The following is a 14,974-nucleotide window of genomic DNA, read 5'->3' on the forward strand; positions in this document are numbered from 1 at the left end:
AATCTTATGCTTAATTTACTAGGCAGGTCTCCTGACTTGTGAATCACCCTCCCCTTCTCCTTCTTCAGAATATACTCAAATTCTATTGAATCAATTCTAAATGGATATGAAGGCTCGTCCTCACTTACAGTAGCGGGGGCTGTTGTGGATTTTCACCACATTCCCTTTTCACCCATATGGGCACCTAGATTTTTAATTAATTTTTCACTAATAATCATTATCTATATTATATAATATTTCTACAAAATAAACCATAATTTTTAAAAACTATTACAATCTTGTTCCAATGTCAAAACAACTGATTTGGCGAAATGAACTCTCATTGCAATTAAAAACAAAAATAATTACCAATCAACTTTTTATTTCTGCTTTTCAAGATACTCCACAGCAATAGAATTAACCCAATAATAGGCCATCTTCTCAAAGTCTTCCTCACTCATATCTTTAGGGACATTAATGATCTTATTTCTTTTAATTAATTCCTTAACAGCATCTTGATTAAACTGAGTACTGTTTACTTTGTATCTTAACTGAAGACTCTTTCCCCCATGGGGTGTATAAGAACAATCTCTATGAAACTTAATTTTATATGTCCATTTTTCATAGTATCCTGGTTTTAATACTCCAACACAGTATCCCTTGTTTAAGGCAGCAATTGTATTACTTATTTCGCACCATTCATTTAAACTAATAACTCCATCTCCACCTTTAACACTCTTCCCATTAACATCAAAGATATCAATCTTTTCTCCAATCAACTTATATTTTTCAGTTACATTGCTATGTAAAATGTATACCTCTTCCATTACTTGTTCCTCAGAAGGACTAAAAATTTCTCTTTTCAACTCTTCAAAAAACAGACCATAACTTAGTTTGTTTTTTTTACTGAAAGTAAAGTTACCAGTATAGAATATTGGTATGCTTCCATTGTTTTTAATATTAACCACAACAGAATTATCATCAGCTAATCCAATGTAGTCATTAGGAAATATATGTGTAGTTTTAACATTCAAATCAAAATTTTTGCTCTTATCATTCACTATCACATTCATTGTTCCACTGGTTATCTTAGAAATTTCACTTAAAATCTCTGATGTAAACCAAGCTGTTGTAGTTCTAGCAGTGATTATGATGATAACTATACTCAAAATAATTATTCCTACAACAGCTGTTCTTCTTGCTTTTTTTCCTATAATCATTCATAATCACCCCTCTTTAGAAATAAGGCACCCATGGGTGCACATAAAGAATTAAAAACCTTATAAGAAGTTGACAGTGTACAGTGGACAATGGACAACGTAGGATGCTTCTGACCTAAGTCAGAACCTACATTTTATTGTTCTTTAGGACAAGAGGTTTTTACTCATTTTATCCTTGGATAAAATATTGTGCTTAAAATACAATGTTTCATGTAAATCAAACGGATAAACCTTTTATTTTTCAATAAAAAAATAATATTAGAATTTCACGGAGTGAAATATCATCCGTTGTCAACTGTCCACTGTCAACCGTCAACTATGTTTTTAATTTTTTCTCTCTTAATCTCTTACTGCTTAGAAAAAAAGTCCTTCTCTATAGAATAATATAACCAATCCGTAGCTGTATTAAAATACTGTTCTGATACATCTTCAGGAATATTAATAATATAACTTCTTGATATATTTCTAAAGGTTTGAAGATTGTTCTGTCCGCTGTATACTTTATATTGAATAGGCATGCTCTTACCAATATACTTAGATGAAGCAGCATTTTCATGGAATTTAATCTTATATTTCCACACTTCTTTGCATCCCGGTTTTAACATGCCAGTTGTATATCCTTTGAAATTTCCAAACATCCATCCATATACATTCTGTATTTCTTTTAAACTTATTAAACTGTCTGCACCATTTTCTCCATTAATGTTAAAGGTATCTATAAGATCTTTAATATATGAGAATTCCCCAATAAGTCTTTTTTTATTAAAGTATTTTTTTTGTTTAACTAACTTATTCTGTGTATTATATACTTCTCTTATTACATCTTCAATTATAAATCCATTTAATATAAAGGTATCCTCTCCACTATAAGTGAAACCACTGCTATAAACAATAGGAACACTGCTTTCATTAACAATCTCAAATTCAATAGTATTATCTTCTGTTAAAGAAAGATAGTCTCCTGGAAATATTTCATTAGGATTTATGTTAATAGTAAAATCCTGTCTAGCATCGTTTACCTTTATTTTAAGATCACCAGTTTTAATAGTTGTAGGTTTACTAAATATATTCTTCATAAACCAAGCATAAGTTGAGTCAATATTTTGTGCTATTACAATTGTAGCCAATAAAATAATAATTATTTTAAATTTCTTTTCTCTTCTCATATTAACCACACCTAAAAAACTATTTTTGATTACTTAGTTAATTTCTTCTTTATTCTCTATTGTTTATTATTTGATTTAAAAAGTATCCTTCCACTCTCTTGCTATCTCATCAAAACTGCCATCATCATTATTGAAATCCAACTTCACAACTTTCTGTGCAAGCAGCATACTAGTTATTGCATCAACTCTATTTTGTGTTGCCTCAGCTCCATAATCTAAGAAAATATTGAATCCATTTTTGATATTGTACTCATTACCACACTTTTCATGGAATTTAATCTTCATAGACCATGTTTCATTTTGCCCTGGCTCAAGCTTTCCAGCATAAACCTTTTCAAGAGCAGCAGATTTAGTGGCACAGAATTCTATCCACTCTCTTATGCTTATTAATTCATCAGCAGGTCTATTATTCATAGCAAGTAACTCTCCCTTAAGATCATACTTATCTATATCATTCACATAAGCTCCAATAGGAGATGCCAATGCAAAATCCCTTACATAGAAGGTAGTTGACAGAACCTTTCCATCCTTATCTCTAACTGTCCTTGAAAGATTCTCAAAAACTAATCCATTACTGAGAAAGTTACTATCTTTTCCATCTGAATATTTAAAGTTGCTTATATAAACCATATCAAGGGTTCCTGTATTACGAATCTCAATATCCGCAGTATTATTCTCTCCAACTGTAATATAATCACCTGGAACTAATTTTGTACTTGCAATATCAAACCTGAAGTTTTCTGTTTCTCCATTAGCACTCATTGTAAGAGTTCCACTGGAAATTTCGTTTTCTTCACTTGTTGCACCTGCAGTAAAGAAGGCAAAAGTTCCATATCCTATTCCTGCTAAAGCAAGAAAACCTACTAAAAGTAAAATTAAAAGAGTCCTTTTCTTCATATAAAACACCTACTTCTAAAATTTATTGAAAAAATTAATTACTTATATTTCATATTTAATATTCCTTTAAATGAAAATTTTATGTGAAAGTGAAAGATAAAGATTAAAGAATAAATGTTGACATTCACGTCACGTGAACCTTTATAATATATTTAAGAGGCGCATCTTAAATAAACTAAATAACAATTAACCTTTTAGGAGAATTACTACCATGGATAAATTACTAAAAATCAAAGAAGTTGCAACTAAATACAGTATCACTAAAAGGACCTTAAGATATTATGAAGAAATTGGAATTCTATCAACTATACGAAAGGAAGATTCCAATTACAGATACTATGATAATGAATCATTAAGTAGACTGGAGCAAATAATTCTTTTAAAAAGTTTAAATTTTCAAATTAGTGAAATCAGAGAAATTATACTATCTAAGGATGAAGAATTTATAGATAATATGCTGCAAGATAAGCTAATTAAAATTCAAAATGAGATAGATAACTTATATGCCAGTAAAGAATTAATTTCTTCAATTCTCAAAATTAAAAACAAACAAGGTACAAGCAGTATAAATTTTTATCAAGTTATAAGAGAACAAATATACATTCATAAAAATATAGAAAGGAGAATACACATGAATCAATATGCAGGTGATATGATTATTCTTGAATTTGGCATAAATATTGTGCCATATGCTCAAGAATTAATTGATAATATAAAAGAATATAGAAAACAAATTGAAAAAACTACTAACAAAGAACTGCCATTAATCAGGATAAGAGATGTTGAGTCTTTGAAAGATGATGAATATAGAATAGTAATTAAAGATGTTGTTGTTAAAAATCAAAGCATTGAAAATGTTGATGATAATAAAAAAGTTATGAAAATCATCACTGAATTAAAAGAATCTATAAATTCCAACCATGAAAATTTATTCATTAATTAATATATTTTTTATTTTTAACAAATTATAGTATAATAGTGTTATATTTTTTGCATTCTATATGATTACATTTAAGGAGGACTTCGCAAATATGAAAAAAATATTAATACTATTGTTAATACTATTATCACTTAGCGGATGTAGTAATACAGATAATAAGGCTAATGAATCAGTATCAAATAACTCTCAAGAGGTTACTGAAAGCAAAGAAAGTTCAGAAGATTATATGGTTTTTCAAAAGGAAAGTGATCACTTTAAATTTTATTCATTTAATAAAGATAATCAGGTAATTGATGATTTAACTAAAGAATTGGAAGGTAACTATGAGAGAATAACTGATACTTATAAAACTTATCCAGAAGAAAAATTTGATGTATATATATATTCTGATGTTGAGTCTTTTCATGAAAGCCTAGATTTAACTAATGCACCAGGCTGGGTTGTATCTTCATTTATGAATTATAAAGAAATTCACATAGTATCACCTTCAAATCCAGGTGAACATCATGATTATGACAGTATACTCAAAGCAGCTTTTAATTCATTCACTCGAGCTATTATTAAAAGAATTAATAGCAATTTACCAAAATGGTTATCTTTAGGGATTCCTCAATATGAAAGACAGATTAAAATAAAATTTCCTGAAGGTTTTAAAGAAGATAATATACCGGAATTAACTGAATTAGAATCTCCATCATCTATTGAAATAAGTACTTTTTATATCAGCTATACTGTGGTTGAATTTATAGTAGATAAATATGGGTATGATACTTTGATAGAGTTAATAAAAAAACCTGATAATTATGAAGAGATATTTGGTTTTAATAAAGTAGAATTTGAAAAAAAATGGCGTGATTACATTATAGATAAATATCTTAAATAAATAAAATTGGACAAACCTCCCATGGTTTGTCCGCTTTATTTTAGATACTTTTTAACATTTCAAATAACTTATTATTTCTATCTTCGTCTTTTATTGCAAGTCTTATATGATAATTACTAAGTCCTCTATAATTATCTGCATTCCTGATTAGGAATCCTCTCTTAAGGCAAGTATCATAGAATTCCTTTGATGTGATTCCATTTAATTCACACAGTACATAATTTCCATATGTTCTATATACTTTATTGAATATGGAGTATTCCATTAATCTCTTAATAAAAGGCGCCCTTGTATTTTCTAGCCACTCTATGCTCTTACTATTATAATCCTCATCAAAGAGTACAGATTTTACAGCTTCTACTGCAAAGGTATTTATGTTCCATGGATTCTGCTTTTTCGAAATCTCATCTCTTAACTCTTTTGAGCTTGTTATTCCGTATCCAAATCTAATTCCTGGCATACCATAATATTTTGTAAGAGCTTTTATCACAAGAAGACAGCTAAATTCATTCACCCATTTAACTAAAGATTGATCTTTTAGCAAAGTAAAATGGATAAATGCCTCATCAATGATTACCTTCTTCCCTGCTTTCTCACAGTATTCAAGAATTTTTCTTATACATTCTTTATTAAGGACACTTCCATCAGGATTATTTGGATTTGCTAAGATAACTCCATCTACCCCTTCTAAGTCCTTGTTCAATTTTTCATAATCAATATATAATGAATATGTTCCATCTTCATTCTTCTTCTGTTCCATTTGAAAATACTGAGTTTCTACTCCCCATTTTTCTGCACTTAAATGGTATTCTGCAAATGAAGGAGCTGGTATTAGTATACTCTTTAAAGTTGATATTGAAAGGTCTATTATCTCCGCTGCACCATTTCCAAGAAGAAATAACTCTTCATTGATTGACTCATATCTGCTTAGTGCCTCTCGCACCATTCTGTATTTTATATCTGGATAATTAACAACATTTTTTAATGCCTCATCCAAGCTATTTTTAAAACTCTCAGGTACACCTAAAGGATTTATATTAGAACTAAAATCTATAAGTTCCTGTCCTTTTAATTTACCCTCAGTATATATATCTCCTCCGTGGACCATTAAATCAGCCACCTCTTTCATTCTCATTTGTCATCTTTACTTGTACAAGATAATGCATATTACTAAATATACTCCAAGAAGCCATATCTCACTACCATACATAAGCTTCACTGTATCCTTAATATGCTCAAGGTTTAAAGTTTTTATCTTATCCCCTATAGTTGGTTTATATATTACCTCTCCAAAATAAGTGTTTGTTCCACCTAATTGAACTCCAAGAACACCAGCTGTAGCCCCTTCTGGATATGCACAGTTAGGACTTTTATGATTTTTTCTATCTCTTATCATTATCTTTAATCCATTGAATATACTTCCTCTTACCACTGGAGCTGATAATGCCATGAGAATCCCTGATAATCTTGCTGGTATAATATTAAACAAATCATCCACCTTAGCTGGGAAGAACCCAATATGCTTATATTTCTCAGTAAGATAACCAAGTGTTGAATCCATTGTATTTATCCCTTTATATAGCATAGCAAGTGGCGCCCCACCAATCATTGCATAAAATAATGGCGCAATAACACCGTCTGCAGTATTCTCAGCGATTGTTTCAACATCAGCTCTAATAATCTCGTCAGAATTTAGCTGAGATGTTTCTCGTCCTACAATATATGAAAGCTTTAACCTTGCATCTTTAATATCATCTTTCTTCAGTGCATCATAGACTTTCATTCCTTCAACCTTAAGACATTTACATGCTAATGTTGTCCATAGAATAAAAATATTCAGAGCATGATGTAATATTCCAATCTTCCTTGTTATGAATAATAGAATAAATGGAACTGAATAAGTTACAAGTGCAACTATTATCACAATAAAACCACCATATATTTTAAGCTGTTTATCGTTCTTAGCAAGCTTTCTGAAAATCTTCTCTAGTTTTCTAATGAGTCGTCCTATATATATGATAGGGTGAGGAAACCCATAAGGATCTCCCACTATCCAATCAATAATCACCGCAATAACAACATCTATAACGTACCACATTATTTGTTCTTAACTCCTACGATCTTATAAATCTCATCCATATCTAGAGCGTTTCTAACTAGGTCAGCAAGCTTATCAAGTTCTTCTTCTCTTAAACTTTCATATGCTCTACTCTTACGTTCTTCTAAACCTTTTTCTTTTCTTATTTCATTTAATATATACTCTCTAAAGTTAACGCTATCAAAGATACCATGAATGTAAGTACCTATTACGTTACCTTTGTCATTTATTGCTCCGTCTTTAATCTTAACTTCTTTTCCATTTTCGTTATAGATTTCAAACATTGATTTACTATGTTCTCCATACTGACATTGTCCCATATGAATCTCATAACCATACACTTCTCCACTACATACATTACTTGTAGCTTTTACTCTAGTCATAGTTTTCTCTTTTTCAAATATAGTTTCAATATCAAGTATTCCAAGTCCCTCAACTTCACCTACAGTAGATTCAGTTTCATAAGGATCCTTTAATTTTTCTCCAAGAATCTGGAATCCACCACATATACCAACTGTCTTTTTCTCAATTGAATGTTCTTTTATAAGTTCCTCAAGTCCACTTTCTCTAACAAATAACAGGTCCTCAAGAGTATTCTTGCTTCCTGGGATTACTACTAAATCAGGATTTCCGAATTCTTCTTTTCTCGTAACAAATCTTACTGATACATCCTCTTCAATTGTTAAAGCATCAAGGTCAGTGAAGTTTGAAATGTGAGGAAGCTTAATAACAGCGATATCAATATCCCCATCCTTTTTCTTTTTGTTGAATTCAATAGCTCCATCCTCATCCTCAAGCATTAACCTGAAATATGGAACCACCCCAAGAGTTGGAATATTAATAACATCCTCAAGCATAGAAAGTCCTGGCTTAAGAATCTCAACATCTCCTCTGAACTTATTTATTATAGTTCCTTTAACTCTCTTCTTCTCTTCATCTTTAAGAAGCAACATAGTTCCTGCAAGTGATGCAAAAACTCCACCTTTATCTATGTCACCAACAAGAACAACAGGAGCATCAACAAGCTCTGCCATTCCCATATTTACTATATCTCTGTCTCTTAAATTAATCTCTGCAGGGCTTCCAGCACCTTCCATAACAACAATATCAAACTCTTCTTCAAGCTTATCAAATTCCTTTTTAAGCATATCTTTAAACTCAAGCTTCATATTGTGGTATCCCATAGCTGAAGAATTTCCCCATACCTTACCGTTAACGATTATCTGACACTTTTTATCAGTTGTTGGTTTTAACAGAATAGGATTCATAAACACCTGTGGCTCCATACCTGCTGCGTAAGCTTGAAGTACTTGAGCTCTCCCCATTTCCTTACCATCTAAAGTGATATAAGAGTTCAATGACATATTCTGTGATTTATATGGAACAACCTTATATCCATCCTGCTTAAAAATTCTACAAAGAGCTGCAACAAGAATAGACTTACCTACTGATGATGCTGTCCCCTGAACCATTATCTTAGCCATAAATACACCCCTATCTCTTCTTTGTCTTTCCTAAAGTATCAAATTCACCGCTTAATGTATCATTTATTCTATCAACATAAATTTCTCTTATTTTCTCATTCTCACCAAGTCCATGCATGTATATCTCAACATTGAACCCTTCTTCTGTAAGGATTGTCTTCCATGAATCTTCCTCATCTGAAGCCATATCATTCTGTGCATGGTCTCCTGCTACAACCATAAATGGCATAAGTGTAACATTCTTTATACCTTTTCTTTTAATTCTCTTAATTACTCTATCTAAAGTAGGATAACCTTCTACTGTAGCCATATATACATTCTCATAACCATTATCATGAATTACACTCTCTAAACATGAATATGCAGCTGTTGAGAAGTGCATTGTTCCATGTCCCATCATTATTACACATTCCTTACCTTTTAATGTATCCTCAAGAGCTTCAAATACCATAGTGTAATCATCAGGAGTATCCTCTTCCTCTCCCTTAAAGTAAAGAAGTGGTCTACCAACTTTTAAAACCTTAAAATCAGCATGGAATTTATGCATTAAAGATATTTTTATATAATCATACTCTTCACCTGGTATCACATGGATAGGTTGAACATAAACTTCCTCAAAACCTCTATCCTTTAAATCTTTAACAGCTTCTGCTGGAGTTGGAATAACAATTCCCTCATTCTCCTTAATCTTGTTGATTATTCTATGAGAAGTGTATGCCTTAACAACCTCAAACCCTTGAAATTCCTCTCTAATTTTACCCTCGATTGCATCAAGAGTTAATTTTCTTGTTTCCTGATAGCTTGTACCGAAACTAGCTACTACTATTGCTTTTTTCATGTTTGCTTCCCTCCGAAGATTTGTATTTGCATACGGCAGGTCTCCTGACTTATGATTCTTCCGCCTCTTGCCCTTCTCTGAATACTCAAATGGATCTGCAAGATTTGTCCTCACTTACAGTAGCGGGGGCTGTTGTGGAATCTCACCACATTCCCATTTTAAGCTAAGGGTCGGCTTAAAAATTAGTTCCACTTTTGTTTCAAAAATGTGAGTTATTTATTCACTTTTTGAAACAATCATAGAGGAAGTTATTTTTAAACAATCCCTGCTGGCACCGAATACATTTTTCTAACAGTTTAAGTTTATTATAACCTATAAAAGTAGTCAAACTTTATTTTACTATTTTCGCCAAATTTTCAACTATCCTTAATCTCTCTTTCCCTTCTACACCATCTATATGTGATATGTTTTCGGTATATATCTCTCTTTTTTAAGAAACCGTTGAAAATTATTCTAAGTTGAAGATTATGATTACTATCAATTATTTAACTCAACTCTCTAATACCCCTGTCCTATTGTCTACTTATAAATATTATATATTGCTCTCTTTTTTAAGAAGCCGTTGAAATTCACCCTTTAATATCTTTCCATTATTTACAGTAAATAACTTCAACGGTATTTTAAAAAAGAGAGATATATCTTGATTGCATATTGAAAGTATACTTAGGCAAGTCCATGTAAACAACTTCACCCTATCTACCCCACCATAATTTACAGAATATAACTTCAACGATATTTTAAAAAACAGAGATATATCTTGATTGCATATTGAAAGTATTCGTAGGCAAGTCCATGTAAACAACTTCACCCTATCTACCCCACCATAATTTACAGAATATAACTTCAACGATATTCTAAAAAAGAGAGATATATCTTAATTGCATATTATACATATATAAAAGGCTCGTCCCACGCCAAACAATAAAAAAACGCAGAAATCTAAGTTTCTGCGTTTAATAGCTTATTTATTAGTTATAAGGAATTTCGATAACATCTCCAACAAAGATCATGTTAGCATTTTCGATTCCGTTAGCTTCTGCTAACTTCTCATAAGTAGTTCCGAACATTTCAGCAATCTTACCTAATGTATCTCCTTCAACTACTTTATAAGTGTTCATTTCAGCTTTTTTAGCTACTGCAGGAACAGCTATAACATCACCAGGGAATATCATGTTAGGGTTAATTCCATTATTAACTGCAACTAACTCTTCATATGATTTTAATCCTAATGCTTTAGCAATTTCTCCTAAAGTATCACCATACTTAACTACATAAACACCTAAAGAAACTATTCTTCCTTCAACTGCTGCTTTTCCATCATTGTTAATGAATGCAACAAGAGCTTCGTCTTGAGTCATAAACTCTCCAACTCTCTCAGCTGCTTTAAACATACCATAACCATCTCCACCTGCTCCTAAGAAGTCAGATGTAGCCATGATATAATATTTTTCAGGATCCATTGGAGCATCTCCAACCATAACTTCTACAATTCTGTTTCCTGCTTCAGCAGCTGGATTGAATACATAAGTCATACCTGCAACGTGAGGGAATGCACCCTTAGCTTGTGGATAACTATCAATACCATGCTCAAGAGCAGCTATAATATCTTTTCCTAAGATCTTCTTAGTTGTAACTGTGTTACCGAATGGGAATGCTGTAACAACATCACCTTTAGTGATATCTCCAGCTTTAATTGAAGCTCTAATTCCTCCACCATTTGTGAAAGCAATATCAGCTTTAGTAGCTGCAAGCATTGCGTCAGCAATAAGGTTACCTAGGTTAGTCTCTCCAGTTCTAACATGAGCTCTTTCACCATCTAAGTCCACGTCAGTTTTACCAACAACAACTGAAGTAATTTCTTCATTTTCTTTATTAATTGTTTCAACTAATTCTACCATTTCAGCTTTAGGTTCTAATTCTAAAGCTTCTTTTCTTTCAATTAATTTAGCTGTAGCAGTTACTTTACCATTTTCAACTGTTAATTCAACAACACCAAAGTTGTTTCCTTTTTCACCAGTTTGTACTAATAAAGTATCTCCATACATAACAGGCTCTACAATATCAGTGTGGCTGTGTCCATCGATGAATACATCGATTCCTTCAACCTCTTTACATAAATCTACTGAGTTATTTTCACCCTCAATACCAATGTGTCCAACAGCGATTATAACATCAACTTTAGATTCAAGTTCTTTAACCATTTTCTTAGCTGTTTCAACTTGATTCTCAAAAGTTAATCCTTCAACATTCTTTGGATGTGTCATGAATGCTGTATCAGGAGTAGTTACTCCGAAGATACCAACTTTAACACCTTCAAACTCTTTTATAATATAATCTTTAAGTAAAAGTTCCCCATTTGCATCCTTAACGTTTGCAGATAGAACTGGGAAATTTGCAACTTCTACTAACTCTAACAATCTCTCTTTTCCAAAATCGAAATCGTGGTTTCCAGCTACCATAGCATCATACTTAATTAAGTTGTATGCTCTAATAACACTCTCACCTTTAGTTAATGTTGCTATAGGCGGACCTTGGATAGCATCTCCAGCATCTAATAATAAGAAGTTTGGATTTTCTGCTCTTAACTTGTCCACTAAAGTAGCAATTCTATCAATACCAATACCATCATATTTGCTTGCGATCATCGTACCATGGAAGTCATTAGTATGTCCAATTACAATCTTCACAGGCTCTGTAGTATCAGCAAATGCATTCGTTGGCACAACAAACGCCACTAACATAAATAAAGCTACGAAAAAACTTGTCCATTTTTTAGTTCTCATGCCTTTTAAACCCTCCATTTACATAATAGTTACATTTATTATTATATATGTATTTTTAAAATTAGTAAATATCTAAATTTTTAGATTATTTAAATTATTGTTATTTCTCTTCATTTATCTTTATAAGTTAAAAAAATAAAAGAATCTATCAAATTACCCAAATTTGATAGATTCTTTTTATTAAAATTTACAGTTATTTAGATACTCAACGTTATATGTGCAAATTTCAGTAGCTTGTTCACTTAATTTCATAACGTTGCTGCAGTTAGTACATGATATCTCTCTTACAATATTTCTATTTTGTATACCGCCATTTATAAAACATTGAGAGCCTACATCAAGCCTTTTATAATCTTCATCCGCCTGATTACTTAAAGAAGTAACAAAAACATAATCTGATTTCTTATGATTTTCTTCATATACATGGAGTTTTCTGTTTATTGCCAATTGATACTGAGCATTTGAAACTCCACTAGCCAGCTTTCTATACTTAACTTTTCTGCATACAACACCTAATATAAAAACCTGATTAGATATCTCTTTTAAATCCTCAAAATCAAGGTCCTCTGAAAGTTTTACTACATCAATAGCATTAACTACTGTTTCAAACCCTTCAATAACCCTTGTTTCCTTGCATATATCACAATGGATAACCTGTCTTTTCCCTCTGCTTGCCATAATTCCCTTTATAAAAACGAAATCATTCACTGAACAATCTTTACATTTCTTAAAGCTTTCATAAATCACAACTCTTGGGAAATCTCTTTTACCATTTCTTCGAACAACCTCTAATGTGATTATATCTGAAATATCGTTAATTGCTTCAATTTTAACAATTTTTCCTACTAGGTGAACGTAATTTTCTCTTGCCATCACCCTTCCCCCTGTCTAGTTAACTCGTAAGTAAAAATTCTCCTATATATAAAAAATAAAAAGTACTTAATTACAATACTAATAGAGATTCAAGTTCAACTATAATTTATACTAAGCTTTAGGTACCATGATTTTGATACAAGTATAAATTATGTTTCACTATGATTCTCAAAATATGATTTTTGAGCAAAACAATGATTTAATTAAATTTTTTTCATGATTATGGTCTAACTTTACTGAAACTGTTAAAAATTCACAGCATTTTTCCCATAAACTCTACATTATCATTGTACTCTATGTTAATTATATGTCAAGATTAATCAGAAATTCTTTTAATTTTCATCTCTTAATTCTTCCTCTTATTACATTTTTAATAAAAGGAGTTGCTATAATTAATAACAAGATAAAAATCCCACCAGAAGTATCTATAAGAACATCTCTAATAGATCCATCTCTTCCTGGAACAAATAACTGATGAAACTCGTCACTACATGCATACATAAAAGTTATTAATATAGAAATTGTAAAACACTTTGTATAATGTTTCTTAGTAAATACCTTTACACCCTTAATTAAATATTCAAATGTTACAGCTCTATATATCAATACACTCAGAATACCGTATTCAGTAAAATGAGCTAGCTTTCTTATTAAAAACTCAATATTACCCTTAAAGACATTCTCTACATCTACACCAACTGCATCAATAATTTCTACAATAAAATTACTTTTCTCATTAGAAGTTTCTGCTACATCACTGGAGAACATGAAAATCACAATCATCCAACCGATTACTAATCCCCATCTTATGGCCCTTTTCTTCTTCATAAACTCTCCTTTTCTTAAAATCATCAAGATTAATTTTTTTCCCTCAATAAGTATACCATCATATACCATTTTTAGTTGTAAATTATGTGTAAAAAAAAGCGTATTTTACACGCTTTGATAATATATTCTCTATATAAAAATTTCAGGTTCTCTTCTATAAGCAAATTGTTCTTCTAATTCAACCTTATGATATAAATAGTTGTGATCATCATAATATTTTGCATTATTAGGACATTTTTTAATACATGCACCACATTTAATACAAATTCCTCTTAATAAAGAAACATCTTCATTGGTAATAGAACCCATAGGACATACATCAACACATAACTTACATACATTACAATTACTATTTGTTTTTGGTGCTACCTTTCTAATATCGACTTGTACCCCATATTTATTTATTGGCTTATAATATGGTCTATATGGTTTATTTCCCTTTACAACAACATCATCATAATTCTTTTCTTTTGATAGCTTTAAATATATTTTATCTGCAAAACCTTTTATTATTTCCATATCCTTTTCATCAGGTCTATTTTTAGCTAGAGTTTTAGAAAAAGAGTGTTCTCCTATAAAAGCTCCTCCTGCAATAACTTTAAAATCTCTAGATTCCAAAATATCTTTTAATTCAATTAATGTATCATCATAGTTTCTATTTCCATAAACAACTACAGCTATTGCTATCGCTCCATTCCCCCTAATACTGTTTAAAAATTTTAGCAACACATTAGGAATCCTTCCAGCATAAACAGGAACCCCTACAATAACCACATCATCTTCACCAAATGATATTTCATTGTTTCTAACTTGAGGAAATGTAAAGTTAATATTTTCTATAGTCATCTTATTATTTATATTTTCATTTATTATCTCTGTAATTTTTGTTACTACCTTTTTTGTTGTGTCAGTAGCACTAAAATATAATGCTTTAACTTTTTTATTTATCATACTCATATTCCCCTATCATAATTAATTTATCCTA

The 14,974-nt window shown here is 31.0% G+C and carries 13 protein-coding genes and 2 riboswitches; of the genes, 2 read left to right on the forward strand and 11 right to left on the reverse strand.

The features are described from left to right. Positions 1-4 precede the first annotated feature (4 nt). Positions 5-203: riboswitch (cobalamin riboswitch) on the reverse strand. Positions 204-359: 156 nt separating this feature from the next. The 3 genes from OW730_RS21205 to OW730_RS21215 form a co-directional block, all read right to left on the reverse strand. Further along, positions 360-1,199 carry a hypothetical protein gene (locus OW730_RS21205; protein WP_271226043.1) on the reverse strand — a complete coding sequence of 280 codons (840 nt, stop codon included), beginning with the start codon at positions 1,197-1,199 and terminating at the stop codon, positions 360-362. Positions 1,200-1,546: 347 nt separating this feature from the next. Continuing rightward, positions 1,547-2,365 carry a hypothetical protein gene (locus tag OW730_RS21210; RefSeq protein WP_271226044.1) on the reverse strand — a complete coding sequence of 273 codons (819 nt, stop codon included), beginning with the start codon at positions 2,363-2,365 and terminating at the stop codon, positions 1,547-1,549. Positions 2,366-2,440: 75 nt separating this feature from the next. Beyond that, positions 2,441-3,262 carry a TasA family protein gene (locus tag OW730_RS21215; RefSeq protein ID WP_271226045.1) on the reverse strand — a complete coding sequence of 274 codons (822 nt, stop codon included), beginning with the start codon at positions 3,260-3,262 and terminating at the stop codon, positions 2,441-2,443. A 211-nt stretch (positions 3,263-3,473) separates the two neighbouring features. Here OW730_RS21215 and OW730_RS21220 point away from each other — a divergent pair, with 211 nt between their 5' ends. Then, positions 3,474-4,205 carry a MerR family transcriptional regulator gene (locus tag OW730_RS21220; protein ID WP_271226046.1) on the forward strand — a complete coding sequence of 244 codons (732 nt, stop codon included), beginning with the start codon at positions 3,474-3,476 and terminating at the stop codon, positions 4,203-4,205. Between the two features lie 88 nt (positions 4,206-4,293). After that, the gene (locus tag OW730_RS21225) at positions 4,294-5,085 is read left to right on the forward strand and encodes a lipoprotein (protein ID WP_271226047.1); all 792 of its coding nucleotides are present in this window, start codon (positions 4,294-4,296) and stop codon (positions 5,083-5,085) included. Between the two features lie 40 nt (positions 5,086-5,125). On the opposite strand, the gene OW730_RS21230 is transcribed toward OW730_RS21225, so the two are convergent. The 8 genes from OW730_RS21230 to OW730_RS21265 form a co-directional block, all read right to left on the reverse strand. Then, positions 5,126-6,193 carry a pyridoxal phosphate-dependent aminotransferase gene (locus OW730_RS21230; protein ID WP_271226048.1) on the reverse strand — a complete coding sequence of 356 codons (1,068 nt, stop codon included), beginning with the start codon at positions 6,191-6,193 and terminating at the stop codon, positions 5,126-5,128. Between the two features lie 36 nt (positions 6,194-6,229). Then, entirely contained in the window at positions 6,230-7,183 is a 954-nt protein-coding gene (cbiB, locus tag OW730_RS21235; protein ID WP_271226049.1) for an adenosylcobinamide-phosphate synthase CbiB, read from the reverse strand. Then, positions 7,183-8,667, reverse strand: coding sequence for a cobyric acid synthase (locus OW730_RS21240; protein WP_271226050.1), 1,485 nt, complete (start codon positions 8,665-8,667; stop codon positions 7,183-7,185). Before OW730_RS21240 ends, cbiB begins: the two co-directional genes overlap by 1 nt. 10 nt (positions 8,668-8,677) lie before the next feature. Then, a complete protein-coding gene (locus tag OW730_RS21245) occupies positions 8,678-9,505 on the reverse strand; it encodes a sirohydrochlorin cobaltochelatase (RefSeq protein ID WP_271226051.1) in 828 nt (275 codons plus the stop codon). 17 nt (positions 9,506-9,522) lie between these two features. Continuing rightward, a riboswitch (cobalamin riboswitch) is annotated at positions 9,523-9,713 on the reverse strand. Between the two features lie 760 nt (positions 9,714-10,473). Then, complete coding sequence (locus tag OW730_RS21250; RefSeq protein WP_271226052.1) at positions 10,474-12,288, reverse strand: 5'-nucleotidase C-terminal domain-containing protein; 1,815 nt, start codon at positions 12,286-12,288, stop codon at positions 10,474-10,476. 180 nt (positions 12,289-12,468) lie between these two features. Further along, a complete protein-coding gene (locus OW730_RS21255) occupies positions 12,469-13,161 on the reverse strand; it encodes a single-stranded DNA-binding protein (protein WP_271226053.1) in 693 nt (230 codons plus the stop codon). Positions 13,162-13,500: 339 nt separating this feature from the next. Beyond that, entirely contained in the window at positions 13,501-13,989 is a 489-nt protein-coding gene (locus OW730_RS21260) for a VanZ family protein (RefSeq protein ID WP_271226054.1), read from the reverse strand. Between the two features lie 129 nt (positions 13,990-14,118). Next, complete coding sequence (locus OW730_RS21265) at positions 14,119-14,940, reverse strand: EFR1 family ferrodoxin (protein WP_271226055.1); 822 nt, start codon at positions 14,938-14,940, stop codon at positions 14,119-14,121. Positions 14,941-14,974: the final 34 nt, after the last annotated feature.

Origin of the sequence: Oceanirhabdus sp. W0125-5 (assembly GCF_027938815.1) — a bacterium.
In the GTDB taxonomy this organism is placed as follows: Bacteria; Bacillota; Clostridia; order Clostridiales; family Clostridiaceae; genus Oceanirhabdus.